The 15926-nt window shown below is 40.0% G+C and carries 18 protein-coding genes and 2 tRNA genes; 8 read left to right on the top strand and 12 right to left on the bottom strand.

Annotated features, from left to right (window positions below):
• Positions 1-68: 68 nt before the first annotated feature.
• The 4 genes from DUL71_RS18135 to DUL71_RS18120 all read left to right on the top strand — a co-directional run bounded on the left by DUL71_RS18135 (position 69) and on the right by DUL71_RS18120 (position 3362).
• Positions 69-629 (top strand): hypothetical protein, encoded by a 561-nt coding sequence (locus DUL71_RS18135; protein WP_114939431.1) that lies wholly within the window; start codon positions 69-71, stop codon positions 627-629.
• 111 nt (positions 630-740) lie between these two features.
• Positions 741-1721, top strand: a complete 981-nt coding sequence (locus DUL71_RS18130; RefSeq protein WP_114939430.1) for a hypothetical protein — start codon at positions 741-743, stop codon at positions 1719-1721.
• 208 nt (positions 1722-1929) lie between these two features.
• Positions 1930-2520 (top strand): Crp/Fnr family transcriptional regulator, encoded by a 591-nt coding sequence (locus DUL71_RS18125; protein WP_114939429.1) that lies wholly within the window; start codon positions 1930-1932, stop codon positions 2518-2520.
• 92 nt (positions 2521-2612) lie between these two features.
• Positions 2613-3362 carry a glucose 1-dehydrogenase gene (locus tag DUL71_RS18120; protein ID WP_114939428.1) on the top strand — a complete coding sequence of 250 codons (750 nt, stop codon included), beginning with the start codon at positions 2613-2615 and terminating at the stop codon, positions 3360-3362.
• 149 nt (positions 3363-3511) lie between these two features.
• On the opposite strand, the gene DUL71_RS18115 is transcribed toward DUL71_RS18120, so the two are convergent.
• From DUL71_RS18115 to DUL71_RS18065, 12 genes are all read right to left on the bottom strand, one after another.
• Positions 3512-5686, bottom strand: a complete 2175-nt coding sequence (locus tag DUL71_RS18115; RefSeq protein WP_114939427.1) for a peptidase domain-containing ABC transporter — start codon at positions 5684-5686, stop codon at positions 3512-3514.
• A gap of 29 nt (positions 5687-5715) precedes the next feature.
• Positions 5716-6228, bottom strand: a complete 513-nt coding sequence (locus DUL71_RS18110) for a peroxiredoxin family protein (RefSeq protein WP_114939426.1) — start codon at positions 6226-6228, stop codon at positions 5716-5718.
• Positions 6229-6885 (bottom strand): hypothetical protein, encoded by a 657-nt coding sequence (locus DUL71_RS18105; protein ID WP_114939425.1) that lies wholly within the window; start codon positions 6883-6885, stop codon positions 6229-6231.
• 29 nt (positions 6886-6914) lie between these two features.
• Positions 6915-8282 (bottom strand): hypothetical protein, encoded by a 1368-nt coding sequence (locus DUL71_RS18100; protein WP_154402426.1) that lies wholly within the window; start codon positions 8280-8282, stop codon positions 6915-6917.
• 20 nt (positions 8283-8302) lie between these two features.
• Positions 8303-9058: an ABC transporter ATP-binding protein gene (locus DUL71_RS18095; RefSeq protein ID WP_114939423.1), complete on the bottom strand. Its 756-nt coding sequence runs from the start codon at positions 9056-9058 to the stop codon at positions 8303-8305.
• Positions 9039-9239: a hypothetical protein gene (locus DUL71_RS18090; RefSeq protein WP_114939422.1), complete on the bottom strand. Its 201-nt coding sequence runs from the start codon at positions 9237-9239 to the stop codon at positions 9039-9041. Before DUL71_RS18090 ends, DUL71_RS18095 begins: the two co-directional genes overlap by 20 nt.
• Positions 9240-9288: 49 nt before the next feature.
• Entirely contained in the window at positions 9289-9453 is a 165-nt protein-coding gene (locus DUL71_RS32030) for a hypothetical protein (RefSeq protein ID WP_154402425.1), read from the bottom strand.
• A 27-nt stretch (positions 9454-9480) separates the two neighbouring features.
• A complete protein-coding gene (locus DUL71_RS18085) occupies positions 9481-9636 on the bottom strand; it encodes a bacteriocin (RefSeq protein WP_114939421.1) in 156 nt (51 codons plus the stop codon).
• A 587-nt stretch (positions 9637-10223) separates the two neighbouring features.
• Entirely contained in the window at positions 10224-10583 is a 360-nt protein-coding gene (locus DUL71_RS18080; RefSeq protein ID WP_114939420.1) for a hypothetical protein, read from the bottom strand.
• Between the two features lie 74 nt (positions 10584-10657).
• A complete protein-coding gene (locus DUL71_RS18075; RefSeq protein ID WP_114939419.1) occupies positions 10658-11113 on the bottom strand; it encodes a carboxypeptidase-like regulatory domain-containing protein in 456 nt (151 codons plus the stop codon).
• A gap of 148 nt (positions 11114-11261) precedes the next feature.
• A tRNA-Glu gene (locus tag DUL71_RS18070) sits at positions 11262-11333 on the bottom strand.
• Positions 11334-11442: 109 nt separating this feature from the next.
• A tRNA-Glu gene (locus DUL71_RS18065) sits at positions 11443-11517 on the bottom strand.
• A 196-nt stretch (positions 11518-11713) separates the two neighbouring features.
• Between DUL71_RS18065 and DUL71_RS18055 the strand changes: the two genes are divergently transcribed.
• The 4 genes from DUL71_RS18055 to DUL71_RS18040 are packed head-to-tail and all read left to right on the top strand — an operon-like array spanning position 11714 to position 15925.
• The gene (locus DUL71_RS18055; protein WP_112574954.1) at positions 11714-11995 is read left to right on the top strand and encodes a DUF427 domain-containing protein; all 282 of its coding nucleotides are present in this window, start codon (positions 11714-11716) and stop codon (positions 11993-11995) included.
• A 6-nt stretch (positions 11996-12001) separates the two neighbouring features.
• The gene (locus DUL71_RS18050) at positions 12002-13387 is read left to right on the top strand and encodes a mercuric reductase (RefSeq protein WP_114939417.1); all 1386 of its coding nucleotides are present in this window, start codon (positions 12002-12004) and stop codon (positions 13385-13387) included.
• 11 nt (positions 13388-13398) lie between these two features.
• Positions 13399-14361 (top strand): ABC transporter ATP-binding protein, encoded by a 963-nt coding sequence (locus DUL71_RS18045; protein ID WP_114939416.1) that lies wholly within the window; start codon positions 13399-13401, stop codon positions 14359-14361.
• Positions 14354-15925, top strand: a complete 1572-nt coding sequence (locus DUL71_RS18040) for an ABC transporter permease/substrate-binding protein (protein ID WP_114939415.1) — start codon at positions 14354-14356, stop codon at positions 15923-15925. The genes DUL71_RS18045 and DUL71_RS18040 overlap by 8 nt, the downstream gene beginning before the upstream one ends.
• The last annotated feature ends 1 nt before the right edge of the window (position 15926 follow it).

Here is a 15926-nt window from a genome sequence, read left to right as displayed (position 1 = left end):
ACTGGTTTGCGGTAATAGGAATAGGATATAAGATGAATTATTGATTATTTAGCTTTACAAATATTTATATGGACGCTAATAGTAATCAAATAATAAGATCGGACCAGGTAACACACGCTTTTGTTATTTACGAGATTAAAAGGTGTCTTTTTAAACCTAATGATCACTTTAAATGGGCAAGGTTTTATGAAAGCAATTCGGAATTTGTACAACTCAGCCCCGAAATGCAATTAGATCTGGAAGAAGATGAATTGATCATTTGTTCAACCATTATCGATACAGACAACTACAGTTTATTAACAACCCAGCGCATTGTTACCAAAGAAAATGGCATTGAAGATATTGGTGATATGACAGGTGCAACGCATCATGATTATGGCATAAAAGTTAAACTTGAAAAGTTTAATTATGTTGTTGGAACCGTTTTGCTACAAAATGGGAATGAATTCAGGCATTTTATAGCAGCAGGAAAAGCTGCTGCGGTAATGATATACGGAATCAAGACCTTGGTTTGGTCTCAGGAACTTACCGACAAGCAAATGTTAAACCTGATGAGGATTTGGGATAAAAAGAGGGAAGCTTTAAACAAGGCCTTGTATGAGCAACGTAAAAACACAAAAGCCGATTAACAGCTGCGTGATGTTTGTATGACGGCAGTTTACATTTATAAAAATGTATCAGAATAAGTTGCCAAATAATGTAACTTAATCGGGTTAAATTTTTCCGAAAGAAATTATTTTATGAGTTATATCACCTACAACCTAATTGCTAAAATTGAAAATAATCGTGACTCCTTAATAGAGGCTCTTACCAAGAATTTAAGATATCAATACGTACATGAGTTTTTTACTCCATTTCACGGCGTTGTTTGCCAAACGAATGATAATCTGAGAGAAGTTCCATTTACCCGGTTTACCGAAGAGAATTTCAACAACGAGGCGGATAAGATTTATAAAGTAGAGAATCAATTAAGAGATTACAGCATCGAGCTTTCGAAAAGTTTTGCCGATACAGAAATCGCATTTATAAATGTTGACTGTTTTGGCGGTAAATGTTCGTCAAATGGGTTTGTTGTTAAAAACGGGCAGAAAATATACGAGAATGATGGTCATCACTCTGCGCACATGGATATTTTAAAAAAAATATCCGCCGATTATTCAGGCTGGCATTTCCACCCCTTTACCAGGAATTTTTACTCCCGCAAGGCCGGGGTCAAGGGCGGCATAATGGGTGATATTGTCAACTTCACGTTGCCCGCAATTTGGATGTCTTTTGATATAGAGTTTGGCAAAAATCCAGCTTATCGGATCGTAATCGCAAAAAATGAACTATTGGTAGAAAAGGAGAATTTTTTTGAATTCTACTTTATGAAAATTGATGATAATTGGCTGAAGGTTTTGGGAACCATATTTGATGATTCTGCGGAAAATTTGGCTGATATGGAAAACACGATGTCAGAAAATTTATCGGGTCTTGAATATCAGGTGCAATTTGATTTGTTTGATGGCTCATTTCAAAAAAAGACTGGAACATTACCTGCTGAACTTGGCTTTGAAGTTGCTCAACGGAGTTACAGGTATAAGGCCTTCAACGAAAGGCCCTTTCAGTTTCACGCTCCTGAAAATAATTCACGGCAAACGGGTTCAAAACAAGGTGAAAATACAGGGAGTTTTTCTAATGAAAAGAAAGGTTTTTTCAGCAGGTTGTTTCGGCGCAAATAGCCTGTTGAAAAAAAGCCGCTTTACTATTGATGGTAAAGCGGCTTTTTTAATTCAAAAGAGATGGGTAAAATAAGCATCAACTTTTGTTGCCGTCTGTAGTTGTGATTACATCATTTTCTAATCCAGATTGAAATATCACAATAGCCACGCGGGGCGGGGAAGTCGAAACATAAATTCGCTACATTTGCCAATAAACGTCACCGCGTTTATGAACCCTCAGGAAATCATTATTAATTATGCGAGAAAGCTTGTCCCCTTGACAGATGAGGAGGGAGAGCAATTTGCGGCTGCATTTAAAGAGCAACGTGTAAAAAAAAGACAATTTATTATTCAGCCGGATTTTACCGCTAAAAGTCGCTACTTTGTTCTTAATGGTTCATTAAGAGCGTATGTAATTGGTGAAGAAGGCCAGGATCACACTATACAATTGGCAGTTGAGGAGTGGTGGATATCTGATTATAATAGTTATATATTCCAACAGCCTGCCAGGATGTTTGTTATCGCCATGGAAGATAGTTTGCTCCTTCAACTAACTCACGAACAGGAAAGCCGGCTTAAGGACGAAAATCACAAATTCGAGACCTTTTTCCGTATGCTTGCCGAGCGCTCGGTCGCGTTTATGCAGCGTCGTATCATTAGCAGCTTAACTCAATCGGCTGAAGAACGATATGAATTGTTTGTTGAAAAATATCCTGCAATGGCCTATCGCTTTCCTCAATACGTTATCGCTTCCTATCTGGGCATGACTACCGAGTTTCTTTCTAAGATCCGTAATCAGCGTGTAAAGCCAAAAAGTTGAAGTAGTTCAACTTCTTTTCCTAATCTACTTCATTCCTGAAGAGGCGGCGTTGAAGCAACTTTGCATAGTCAACAAAACAAATAAAAATGACTATGAAAAAGTTAGCAAACAAAATAGCCTTGATTACAGGTGGAAGCAGCGGTATCGGTTTAGGTATCGCCAAATCATTTATAGAAGAAGGAGCCAAAGTAATTATCACCGGAAGAAATCAATCTGCTCTGGATAATGCGGTAAAAGAATTAGGCAGTGAAGCTATCGGCCTCCAGGGCGACGTTTCCAGCCTCAGCGATCTAAGCCGTATTTATCAGCAGGTGGCACAACAATATAACAAATTGGATGTATTGGTAGCCAATGCGGGCATTTATGTACTCAATCCATTAGCTGATTTTACCGAAGAACAATTTGATAAAGTAAGCGATGTGAATTTTAAAGGCGCATTTTTCACTGTACAAAAAGCTATTCCGGTTTTGAAGGAAGGTGCTTCGGTGATCATGATCTCGTCTACAGTCAACGAAAAAGGTGTGCCGAACCACGCGGCATACTCGGCAACAAAAGCAGCGGTACGCTCTTTGGCAAGAAGCTTTTCTGCAGATCTTTTACCGTCAAAAATCCGTGTGAACACATTGAGTCCCGGCCCAATTGATACCCCTGTGTTCAGTACTGTTGCAAGTTCAGCTGATGAAGCCCGCCAAATGGCAGAGAATATGGGCAACTTTACTCCCGTAAAGCGTCTGGGCAAGCCTTCAGAAATAGCTGCAGCTGCTGTTTACCTTGCTTCTGACGATTCTGCTTACCTGCTCGGTACCGAAATTTTAGTGGATGGAGGTTTGCGTGATTTGTAAATAGCGCAGAATGCTTACAGCCGGGGTATACTTACCGCGTTGCCAAGCTAAATCCTGCAGAGAAGCCGGTTTCTGATGAAGAAGCCGGCTTCTCTGTAATATTCCGGGACTAAGGATAGCCCGGCAAGTTCAAATCGTACCAAATAACGTCAAGCTACCACAACATCAGTTATAAGCTGAGAGTAAAAATTGGACCTCGTAGAAAGCGTAGACGGTGTACCGCTATCTTTAATAACACCATCTTCAAGTATATATATCCTATCGGCTATTTTTGCGGTTTGTACACGATGTGTGATCAGGAAAATAGCCATGCTATGTTTTACACTTTGTATAATATCTAATATAGCTTTTTCGGTGTTGCGGTCCATGGCTGATGTTGCTTCGTCTAAAAGCAAAATCTGTGGTTTACGGTAAAGCGCCCTGGCCAAAGCAACCAATTGCTTTTGTCCTCCCGAAAGCGCTACACCTTCTTCGCCAACCAGGGTAAAATATCCTTGCGGAAAACCGGCAAAAAAGCGACTAAAACCCATTGTATCGCAAAAGCTAATTACCGAAGCTAATTCTTCTTCTCCCTGGCCCAATCCGATATTGCTTATCAGGGTTCCGTTAAATAGCTTAATATCCTGCTGCACGGTGGCAATAACATCCCGCCATTGTTGGGTATTTATGTTTTTCAGCGGTTGATCGTTTACCTTAATGTCGCCGGCATCTGGCGTAAAAAACTTTTGCAATATCGATATGATCGTACTTTTCCCCGAGCCGCTTTCGCCAAGTAAGGCAATCATTTCGCCTTTTTGCAGCTGTAACGAAATATCTTTCAAAATCAGTTTACGACCGGGAAATCTAAAGGCTACATTCTCAAGTGCCAGATGAGTAAACTCTAATGGCGAAAGCGAACCTTCAGTTTCAGGATATTCTGGTTGTATCGATGTAAAATCATACATCCTGTCAAACGCGATGTTTGCTTCCTGGAATTGAATATTTATTTGTGATAAACGGGCTACCGCCGGGATCAGACTGTTAACCAACGATATAATGGCTATCATCTCTCCGGTTTTAAGTTGTTTATTCAATACAAAAAACGAGGCTACGCTTATCAATATAACATTTAATACCAGGCTCAAAAAATCAGTTGTTATGCTAAAGTTGTTACCTATCTTCCCCAGTTCAAGCGTTTCATTTTGCAATGCCCCGTAAATATTGCGGATCTTGTCAGTAAAAAATCCTTCTTTATTATGACTTTTAATGACCGCGATACCCTGAATAGTATCAATGTAATTACTTTCATTAAGCGCGTTGGATGCCATTACCACCCGTTGCTTGTTTTTTACCGGTTTTGTATAGCTTAATACTGTAAACACCAACACGGGGATAAAGCAAAAAACAATGAGCGATATTACTGGTGAGTAGTTGATCAGAAAAAAACAGGTTACCAAAAAAATGATGATGTCGATAAACACCGAACCTGTTATGTAGGCGATGTTACGTTGTATGCGGGCAGTATCGTTCATGCGGGCAATCATGTCGCCGGTTTTGCGGCGGTCGAAAAAGGATTTGGGCAAACGTACCAAAGCGTGAAAAAAATCACCTACTATTCTGTTGTTAAAATCTTTGCTTTGCAACAACAAAAAGTACTGTCGCATATAACTTAAACAGGCCCTTATAGATAGTACCAGGAATAACAATACCAGTCCCGAAACAAGTTTATGCCTATCGGCCGAGGGTAATATATTATCAATCAGTTTTTGCGAAAATATGGCCATAGCCAGGCCAAGTACGGTGATCAATACCCCCAATATCATGGTAACCACCAGGATGTTTATATCCTCTTTAAGCAGTTTACAAAACCATTGCCATTTAATTTGATTTTGTTGTTTTTCGGATACGAAACTCTCATTTGGCTTAAGCTGTAATAACGTTTTGCTTTTCCATATTTCGGTAAGGCGTTCGGGAGATATATTTATAATACCGCGGGCAGGGTCGCCCACTATAAATTGCTCCTGCCCGTTTTTTGTTTCGGAACCGTAAAGCACTATATAGTGCTGCATGTTATCAATGATTACATGCAATATGCAAGGCCCATCTAACAATTTAATATTATCCAGCCCGGCTTCAAAAGCCTGGGCCGTGAAGCCAATTTTGCCCGCGCACTGATACAAGCCAAGTAAAGTAGTACCGGTTAAATTTGTACCGCTAAGCTCACGCAGTTTCTCGAGCGGATAATTACCACCATAATAACGCGTTACCATAAGCAGGCAGGCCACGCCGCAGTCGGTATGGTCGTGCTGTAACACAAAACTTTTTTTTAGAGCAGTAAGTTTCATCAATTTGGATTTATTGATTTTTCAGGCTATCAGATCAGGGCTTTAATAGCCTCAATTTTTACTTCGCCATAAAACTCTTTAACAAGCTGGTGCTGGGCATTGTAAACAAACACCGAGGGGATACTGCAATTGCCAAACCAGTGCGTAAACTTTAGCTCTTTGTCCCGCAAAAAGGTTACTTGTTTATACTGGTCAAGCTGGTTGGCTTTTGCGTATTGCTTTATATCATTGACAGTATTGAATGATACCATTAAGATCTGCGTTCCGTTAAGCATATGCATATTGGCGTTAAGCTGCTTAGCCTCCCGCTGGCAATACTCGCAATCGTTATTAAAATAAATAATAACCACCGGCGCTCCGGGCTTAACAACTTCGCTACCTTTTTTAACATCATTTAGGTCAAAGAAAGAGAAATCGGGTAAATGCTGTTTATTCTGGTTGGCAATGTCTGTTTGTTTTTTTACGCGGACAATATGATAGATCATATAGCCAAGCCCGCCCCCAAGTATAAGTACCAGGGAAAATGCCAGTATTTTTTTCATTTATATTTTAGGATTGATGTTAATTGTTAAAAACATTACCAGTACTATCCATATAAATAACCCGGGCAGGTAAGTGCTTACTGCAAGCCTGAGGCCTTTTTCGTAGTTTTTGTTCTCGAATTTGTAAATCCAGAAACCAAGTACAAAAATGTATAGCACTTCAAAAACGTTGATAGACTGCAGCGGGTAATACCAAAGCGCGCTTACTGATTTTGGATCGAAGAAGTTGACCACAGACAGTGGCGAAAAGTGTTGTATATCTTCAAGTGTATATTGTTTGTGCAAAAACGCAAACCAAACCACTTTTAAAATAACGGGGATAACAAAAACAATGTCAGATAAGATGCTGATCTTAAATGCGTCCGAAAACTTAAGCTTCGCGTCAAAAAATATCGACCCGCAAAGCAGGCAGCAGCTGATAAGCAAAAATTTAAAAAAGTATAGCAGGGGGATTGCGCAGTAACTAAGCCATTGCCATTTTTTTTGAAAGGCCAGCATCTTATCGATACTATCGTAACTTAATTGATTGGATAGAGAGGCGTAATAAAGCTGATCATTTATTAAAAACAAGTGCTGCAGGTACATAAATGCTATGATATACAAACAGTAGATACCAAACATTTTAACAGTGCTGTAATTTTTTATTTCATTAATCATAACCTTGAAGTGAGATGTGAAAAGTTGGTTTATAGGTTAGCAGTTGGTTTTATGCCAAAAATGGATTGTTTTAGTATTTGACGATGGACATCAAACGTTGATTTTATATAGAAGGAAATTATTACCGAAGCGGCGAGTAAAACACCAAGATAGAGGTACAGGTAAGCGTCTGCATCGTAAATAAAGCCAAGGCCAATGGCCGGGGCTATCATCAAAAATGAATAGAACTGAGATGTTTTACCTCTGAACCTGGAGAAGTTTATCGACAGATCAACAAGGAAATACTTTCGGAACGAACTCAGAAAACCCAGTGGCAGGCAATACGCTGTAAATACAACATAGATAATAATGATTTTAGGATCAAGAATACCGTAATAAGCCCAGGCTGCCAGGGCAATGATAAAATCGATCACCAATACGGGCATTACCAGGTTAAGATAGGTTTTAACCTGCGTTTTGGGTGAGGGATTTATAATGATGTTGTTAAGCTGTAAATCGATGAAGTATCCCCAGATGTTATTAAAAACATAGGTAAAAACAATGATTGGCGGTTCAAGCAATAACACAAAAGGCACCTTGTGAAGGATCTGGCTAAAGGTATAACGTTCTGTTCCAGATAGGAATAAAATCAGAAAGCCAATTTTACTGGCAAACGCTATGATCAGCGCGGTGCGGCACCTTTGGTTGCGCCACAATAATTTTAACGATAAATACTTGCTTAATTTGCCTGTTTCTTCATTCAAATTTGAATAGCCACCCGTTTGTTCAAATTCAAAATCGCTTTTATAAAATATAAAGTAGTTGGCCAGCAACCATAATACATTAACACTTAAAATGCCATAAATTCCCGAAATGCTTAAAGGCAGGAGTGGCTGGTACTTTATAAAAACAATAGCCGCGGCCAGGGCCAAAACAGATAGCGTTAAATACAGGTACTTGCGCCAGCTAACAGCATTTATGATATTTTCGGATAGGAGAAAACCTGTTAGCCAGTAATAATACATGGTATTGGTATCTGCCGGTTGCAAATGTTTGGCCGAAAGGCTAAGCACGATTATAAACGCGAACAATATCCAGTTAGATGCTTTTATAAAGCTTATAGCTAAAAAGTCTATCAACGCTATTTTGAAATTGCTAACAGGGTAATGCGGACTTATAATTGGCTTTTTTAGAGCAAACGAAGGAAAGAACTTTAGCGATACCGGTAAAACAACAAGCATTATTTTAATGCCTGTGAGCACGTTTTGTGCCGATGAAATTAAATTTTTATCGGTGTAATGATCATATAAGAAGGCTACCCCGATAGCATAAATCATTAAGATGGCCGAAAAGAAAAACACACTTGAAATTCCTTTCCAGTTACTAACACTGTAAAAGCTCTTTAATCTTTTTGTCAATAAAAATACAAGGATGTCCACTATATTATTGATTCAAGCAGGGATGAGTGATTGTTTTTAGGCTGTAAATATTTTAGCAATTCCTGGTCTAAGGTGCGGGTGCCATCGTTTTTGAAATTGCTCATCGAATTATTATACACTAAAGACGCATTATTGATAATACCAATATGGGTAGCGATTTTATCTACATATAATAAATCATGCGACGAAACAAATAATAACCTGTCACTATTTTTATAAGCGATTAAAAAATCGCACAATTTATTGGCAGCAACAGGATCAAGATTAGCAAAGGGTTCATCAAGCAGCAATAAGTTAGGTTTATGAATAACGGCCGCGCAAAATGTAAGCTTTTTTTTCATCCCGGCAGAGTAGCCGGCGCATGGGCCTGATAAGTCTTCGTCGTTATCAAAAAAGAAACTTAAAAGGTTGCCCGTCTGCTTTTTAACCTCGGTTTTGTTTAGGCCATATAACAAACCAACCCATTGTAAATAATCCTGTGCATTTAAATCGCCCACCAATTGATCGTATTGGCTTAGTAACCCCGTTTGTTTTTTTAGCTCAACTTCATTTTTGATATAATTGAGGTTGTTAAAAGAAACACTTCCTGATGTGGGATTAATAAGATTGGCAATAATGTTAATCAATGTACTTTTACCGGCCCCGTTTCGGCCCAGCAAGCAATACACCCAGCCAAGATCGCAGGAAAGGCTTATTTTGTTAAGCGCATTATTATTACTGTAGCTTTTAGATAATTCACTTATAGTCAACGCCATTGTTTGCTTTCCACTTTTTAAAATTGTAAATGCCTAACAGTGTCCAGGCAATTGCCACTACGGCAAACGCGATAGCTTTGAATGTTACAGCATTATGTTTGCTAAAAGAATTATAGGATAAAATGAAAAAGGTAATAGCTAAAATAAATTTTAGATATATAAATGTGAATTTGTTTGTCATAAGTATAATAATAGAATGGCGGCACTAAATGCCGCCATTCAAAAAGGTATTAGTCTGAAATGAATGCGGTAGCACAGCTTGCATAAGCTATGGCAACGCCAATGCCGGTTTCGGCTGTAAGTAAGCCTACACCACAAGCAACACCGGCAGCAAAGCTACCCCACGGGAAACCACCTTCAATGGTCTCCATTTCTTCGGTTGATAAGTTTTTCATGATTTTAAATGATTTAGTGTTAGGGTTTTATTCGTTCATCGCGGCACCGCAAAGAGCGGCTGTAGTTGGCAATAAATATTCCTGGCCGGCCAAAACGGCTACTAAGCCTAATCCACATCCGAAAGCGGCAAGACTGATACCACCTTCAATTTTTTCCATTTCTTCGATGTTAATCGTTTTCATTTGTAATTGATTTTTGTTTTAATAGGTTCAAGTAACTGGATATTCATGCATGGAAATACCCTTATTTAATAATTATTACCCGCGAAGTAATATTTACTAAGGTATTTAATAGCATATCATAAAAGCAAATTTTTTTAAAGAAAAATTAACAAAAGATTAATTATTAAATTTTTTGTTAAAAAAATAGCTCCATAGTAAATCATCATGAAGTTTTTATGAATTTTTAAGTAGTTATTATGCGCGTGGTGATATGTAAGTAATATTTTATGCGTGGCTGCTTATAAAAAAGGCGATTGTTATGGAAAGTTTTTTTAAGCTCTGGATGTCTTAAACTTGAGTAACAAACTGAATTGGGGAGATTTGTGCAATTGATAACGGCTCAGGTCCCCATAGTAGTTACTTGTGGCAATAACCCGGCAAACCAAAAGTGGCAGCGGTACAAAGCTTTATAGGTAGCAGAGGTAGGGCTTAATATGAGATAGATTTCGGCTTAAATTTAGTTTTCGTAATGGATTAGGGTCTGTGATGGTTGGATTGCAGTCTCTCATCTAATATAGTGTTATGCCGGTTAAACCATCCGGGATATATTATGTTATCGGGAGCAGCTCAATAGAAATGTCCTGATCACGAGCCTTAAAATCACCTCTTATCGTATATTCTATTACGCCAGAAGGAGTGCCGGTAACATAGTAGGTACTGAGAGCGTTGCCTATAGGATGGTTATAATAAAACTCAATCTCAATTTTTCCTTCATCGGTTTCATAGGTTATAGTTCCTTTCGGGCCAGGACCGTGGGTCCCCTGGGAGGCACAGGTCCAACTTCCCGATTCCTCTATTGTCAATGGAGGATCAATGGCGAATTTTCCATGCAAGGACTTTGCCCCTTCTGGCTTCAATCTTAACACCTTACCTGTATTATTGCGTACCGTTATTTTAACCCGTTTCATGTTTTAAGTAGTTGGTTTAGATTTGATGTGGTTAATGGCCCACTACACTAAACTATTCTGCTTGTCATCACTTTTTATTTTCTTTTATAATAAGGCATAAACTCTTGTATATAACAAGATTTATCCGTTTTAAATATTCCTTTCTCGAATGCCCTTTTATGTAATTCCGATAGTTTCTTAAATCTTTTCATTCGAAGTTTATCTATCCGCTTTAGAGTTATAAAATCATAAGTACTGCTTAGCATCATTACAACCTCTACTTCATTACATTTATCCGCAAGCTTTATAGTTGCGGGCTCTATTCCAACAGTACTAAATATTATTTTTTCCACGGAAATAGGAATATCTATATGGAAAAAACCATTTAAATCTGTTTTGCCAACCTTAACTGTGTCATTAATCAAGATTGATACGTATGGCAAAGTTTCCAAATCATCATCAATTAGCCGTCCTTTAATTGTTTTATTCTGAGAATAAAGACTGGATGTTGAAAAACTCAGGAAAATAAAAATGATTAGTAATTTCTCCAAATTGTTGTCATTATTGGATGACTAAATATTAGTGAGCATGACCCAATTAGCCGAAACTCTCAATTTCCACTAAAAATATCGGAAGTATTTAACTTTCGCAAAGCACAGACAACAAAAAAAGCCGCTCTACTTTCGTAAAGCGGCTTCGTAGCCCGTAGGGGAATCGAACCCCTGTTTGAAGAATGAAAATCTCCTGTCCTAACCCCTAGACGAACGGGCCATTTTTATTTTATTTCCCATGGCTGGGATTGTGTAAATGCTTAATCGTAATTATACGACCGATTAAGGTATTAAAAAACCCCAGATCTTTCGACTTGAGGTTTGTGTCTTGGTAGCCCGTAGGGGAATCGAACCCCTGTTTGAAGAATGAAAATCTCCTGTCCTAACCCCTAGACGAACGGGCCTTTTTTATTTTGTTTCCCTTGATTTGGGATTGCAAAGATAGAGTTTAAGTGATAAAATTAAAACAAATAGTAAAAAAAAGTTTAATATTTCATGAAAGTGTCTGTTTATCAGTTTGATAAAATAAAATTTAGGGATAGGGCTTGCAATCTTTGTTGGGTTAAGGCTATCTTTATTCCATAAATCAATCATCTTTTTATGAAAGCTATCTGGAATAACCAGGTCATTGCCGAAAGCAATGACACTATTGTTGTTGAAAATAATCATTACTTCCCTAAAGAAAGCGTTAAGGCCGAGTATCTTAAAGAAACAGATATACACACCACTTGCCCGTGGAAAGGCAAGGCATCATATTATACCCTTGACGTTGATGGTAAGGAAAACCAGGATGCCGCATGGTATTATCCTGAGCCTAAGGAGGCAGCTAAAAACATTACCAACTATGTGGCGTTTTGGAAAGGTGTAAAAATTACTGAATAAGAAACTATGAAAACTTACGATGCCATCGTTATAGGCGCCGGTCAGGCTGGCGCCCCTTTAGCCAAAAGACTGGCTAAAGCGGGGAAAAAGACTGTTATAATTGAGAAGCGATTTTATGGCGGTACCTGCGTTAATGATGGCTGTACGCCTACTAAAACTATGGTTGCTTCGGCAAAGGCAGCTTACATGGCCGGTAAAAGTCATGAGTTGGGTGTGCCCGTGAAAAAGTTTTCGGTTGATCTGGCCGCCATAAAAAAGCGCAAGGACGAAATTGTGTTGCGTTCGCGTAATGGCGGATTAAAAGCTGCCGAAAAGACACAAAACCTTGATGTGGTATTTGGTGAGGCTGTTTTCACAGGAGAGAAAACAGTGGAGGTAAAGCTTAACAGCGGCAAGATCCAAACGTTTACTGCTGATCTTGTCTTTTTAAATCCCGGCGCATTACCTTTAATCCCCGAGATTGAAGGTCTGAACGAGATTCAATACCTTAATTCAACCACTATACTTGATCTGGAAGAGGTGCCGGAACACCTGCTGATACTTGGTGGAAATTATATCGGCTTAGAATTTGGGCAGATGTTCCGCCGCTTCGGCAGTAAGGTTACTATTCTGGAAAAGTCTGAGCAGATAGTATCACACGAGGACCTGGATATTTCAGAAGAGATGCAGAAGATCTTCGAATTGGAATCTATTAGTATCCATTGCAATACGCAAGCTATTAAGTTTAAACAAAAAACTGGCGGCAAAATAACAGTGACCACTTCGCGAAAAGGCGAGGAACACAAGATCAAATGCACGCACGTATTGGTAGCTATAGGCCGCAAACCGCAAACGGAGGCTTTAAATTTGCCAGCTGCCGGGATCGAGACTGATGAGCATGGTAATATTAAAGTGAACGATACGCTGGAAACTACCGCTACTGGTGTTTATGCGCTTGGTGATGCCAAGGGTGGCCCGGCATTTACACATATTTCCTATAACGATTATACTATTGTCTATCGTAACCTTTTTGAAGGTACAGATTATACGATAAAAGACCGCCCGGTGCCATATTGCATGTTTACCGATCCGCAATTAGGCCGTATTGGCATTGATGAAACGGAGGCTAAAAAACAGGGCATCAAATATAAAGTTGCCAAGCTGCCTATGGCTCACGTAGCCCGCGCCATTGAAACCGGCGATACACGGGGCTTTATGAAAGCCATTGTCGATCCGGATACAAAGAAAATATTAGGTGCAACCGTACTTGGTCCCGAAGGAGGCGAGATCATGACCGTACTGCAGATGGCCATGGAAGGTGGTATTACTTACGACAGGATCCGTTACTGTGTTTTTGCCCACCCGCTATATTCCGAATCGCTGAACAACCTGTTCATGACCCTTGGCGACTAAAACCAACGCGCATGATAAAAGTTGACAATGTAAGTAAACATTTTGGCGGGGTTAAAGCGGTTGATGGCGTATCGTTTGATGTGGCAGATCAGGAAAACCTGATCCTGTTAGGTACAAGCGGCTGCGGTAAAACCACCACGCTGAAAATGATCAACCGACTTATCGAACCAACAAGCGGCGCCATTTATATCGATGGTAAAAATATCATAGAGCAGCCGCCTGAAACTTTGCGCCGTGGAATAGGTTATGTGCTTCAAAATAACGGCTTGTTTCCGCATTATACCGTTGCTCAAAATATCGCTGTTGTACCTAACCTGTTAAAATGGGATAAGCCGAAAACAGAAAAGCGCACCGCAGAGCTGATGGAGAAACTCCATCTTGATGCATCATATTTAGATGTTTACCCAAACGAACTGAGTGGAGGTCAGCAGCAACGCATAGGGCTGGCGAGGGCATTGGTATCCGATCCACCTGTGTTACTAATGGATGAGCCATTTGGGGCGCTGGATAATGTTACCCGCTCAAAAATTCATGCCGAGTTTAAAGCGCTTGACGAGTTGAAGCGTAAAACCATCATCATGGTAACGCATGATGTACAGGAGGCTTTTGAACTGGGCGACAGGATCTGCTTGATGAATAAGGGTAAAATTGTGCAGTCGGGGACGCCTGCGCAATTGCTTTTTAACCCCGTTAATGATTTTGTAAAAGATTTTCTGAAGCATCAGCGCCTGCAGCTGGAGTTTAAAGCCATTAAACTGGCCGATTTGTGGGGCCTGTTGCCCGAATTGAATAAAGAAGCAAAAGCATCATCATTTAATGCAGGTAGCAACCTTTGGGAAACACTCGAAAGCTTTAAATTCAATAACGGCGAAACTGTTAACATCAGCAAAGATCAAAACGAATCAAAAGCTGTAAGTTTTGAGCAGCTGATGTCGGCCTTTTATCAATATAAAAACCACCAGGCCCATGAATGAGCAGCAGCAAACCTTATGGCAGTTTATGCAGCAGCAGTCGGGCAAGCTACAGGAGCAAACCCTGCAGCATATCGGGCTTACCTTTATTTCGCTTTGCATAGCCGTATTGGTGGGATTGCCGTTGGGGATCCTCATTGTTCGCAGAAAACAATTGGCCGGATTAGTTTTAGGTATTGCCGGGGTATTGCAAACTATTCCCAGCATAGCGCTGCTTGGTTTTATGATCCCATTACTGGGCATCGGCCCCAAGCCTGCTATTGTAGCCCTGCTGCTATACGCATTGTTACCCATAATCCGCAACACCTACACTGGCATTTTAGGGGTTGATGCTGCGGTTAAGGAAGCGGCAGTTGCTATGGGCATGAGCAAATGGCAGATATTGTTTAAGGTAGAATTGCCGTTGGCTATGCCCGTAATATTTGCTGGGATCCGCACCGCTACGGTCATTAATGTGGGGGTTGCTACGCTGGCCTCGCTCATAGCGGCAGGTGGTTTGGGCGAATTTATCTTCGGTGGTATTTCGCTCAATAATACCAATATGATATTGGCAGGTGCCATACCTTCGGCGCTGCTTGCCGTTATATTCGATTTGTTGTTGTCGATGGTGCAGAAGATCAGCTTTAAAAGACTGAAGCGTGTTTTATATGCTTTTCCGGTGCTGCTGATATTATTGTGCCTGTTTTATATCCTCCCTGCAAAATCGGAAAGTAAACTTATTGCAGGGTTCACGCCCGAATTTATGGGAAGGCAGGATGGCGATCTTGGCCTCAGGAGTAAGTATGGTTTAAAGATCCATACCATAGTCATCAGCGATGCCGTAATGTACAAAGCCGCGTTTGAAAAACACCTTGACGTGATTAGTGGTTACTCAACCGATGGCAGGCTAAAGGCTTATGATTTGGTTGTGCTGGACGATGATAAGCATATTTTTCCGCCATATTACGCGGCTCCCATAGTGCGTGATGATGTCCTGAAAAAATTTCCTGACCTTGAGCCGACATTGAACCAGCTCGCAGGCAAAATAAATGATTCAGTCATGACGGTTTTAAATTATCGTACCGACTATCTTCACCAAAGCCCGGAAAGGGTGGCAAAAGATTTCTTGGTTGCCAACAAACTGTGGCGGGCCGAGCGGGGTGGGAGCGATGGCGTAGTGCGCATAGGCTCAAAGATATTTGGTGAGCAATACATCCTGGCCAACATGTACAGCATGCTGATAAAGGGATATACTGATCATGATGTATCAACAAAAACGGGCCTCGGGGGCACCAAAATATGTTTTGACGCGCTAACCAATAACCAGATAGATTTTTATCCTGAATATACCGGGACTGGTTTGCTGGCTATTTTGCAGGCATCGCCAAAAACAGTTAACGAGGTAACGGTAAACAGGGATAGCACATACAATTATGTACAGCGCCAGTTTGAAAGTAAGTATCAAATTAAATGGCTTAAACCAATAGGCTTTAATAATGCTTATGCTTTAATGATGAGGCAGCAGCAGGCTAAGCAATTGGGTATTAAAACAATTTCAAACTTAAAGCGGTTTTTGGATAAGAAATAAC

It is taken from the genome of Mucilaginibacter endophyticus (genome assembly GCF_003351025.1).
Taxonomy (GTDB): domain Bacteria; phylum Bacteroidota; class Bacteroidia; order Sphingobacteriales; family Sphingobacteriaceae; genus Mucilaginibacter; species Mucilaginibacter endophyticus.
The sequence above is the reverse complement of the archived record's forward strand: the minus strand, read 5'-3'. Positions and strand labels throughout refer to the sequence as shown.

Coding starts and splice junctions, on each gene's coding strand:
- DUL71_RS18120 (WP_114939428.1), top strand. CDS start 2,613: ATGAAAAAGTTAGCAAACAAAATAGCCTTGATTACAGGTGGAAGCAGC.
- DUL71_RS18050 (WP_114939417.1), top strand. CDS start 12,002: ATGAAAACTTACGATGCCATCGTTATAGGCGCCGGTCAGGCTGGCGCC.
- DUL71_RS18110 (WP_114939426.1), bottom strand. CDS start 6,228: ATGAAAAAAATACTGGCATTTTCCCTGGTACTTATACTTGGGGGCGGG.
- DUL71_RS18130 (WP_114939430.1), top strand. CDS start 741: ATGAGTTATATCACCTACAACCTAATTGCTAAAATTGAAAATAATCGT.
- DUL71_RS18085 (WP_114939421.1), bottom strand. CDS start 9,636: ATGAAAACGATTAACATCGAAGAAATGGAAAAAATTGAAGGTGGTATC.
- DUL71_RS18135 (WP_114939431.1), top strand. CDS start 69: ATGGACGCTAATAGTAATCAAATAATAAGATCGGACCAGGTAACACAC.
- DUL71_RS18105 (WP_114939425.1), bottom strand. CDS start 6,885: ATGATTAATGAAATAAAAAATTACAGCACTGTTAAAATGTTTGGTATC.
- DUL71_RS18095 (WP_114939423.1), bottom strand. CDS start 9,058: ATGGCGTTGACTATAAGTGAATTATCTAAAAGCTACAGTAATAATAAT.
- DUL71_RS18125 (WP_114939429.1), top strand. CDS start 1,930: ATGAACCCTCAGGAAATCATTATTAATTATGCGAGAAAGCTTGTCCCC.
- DUL71_RS18045 (WP_114939416.1), top strand. CDS start 13,399: ATGATAAAAGTTGACAATGTAAGTAAACATTTTGGCGGGGTTAAAGCG.
- DUL71_RS18040 (WP_114939415.1), top strand. CDS start 14,354: ATGAATGAGCAGCAGCAAACCTTATGGCAGTTTATGCAGCAGCAGTCG.
- DUL71_RS18090 (WP_114939422.1), bottom strand. CDS start 9,239: ATGACAAACAAATTCACATTTATATATCTAAAATTTATTTTAGCTATT.
- DUL71_RS18055 (WP_112574954.1), top strand. CDS start 11,714: ATGAAAGCTATCTGGAATAACCAGGTCATTGCCGAAAGCAATGACACT.
- DUL71_RS18115 (WP_114939427.1), bottom strand. CDS start 5,686: ATGAAACTTACTGCTCTAAAAAAAAGTTTTGTGTTACAGCACGACCAT.
- DUL71_RS32030 (WP_154402425.1), bottom strand. CDS start 9,453: ATGAAAAACTTATCAACCGAAGAAATGGAGACCATTGAAGGTGGTTTC.
- DUL71_RS18080 (WP_114939420.1), bottom strand. CDS start 10,583: ATGAAACGGGTTAAAATAACGGTACGCAATAATACAGGTAAGGTGTTA.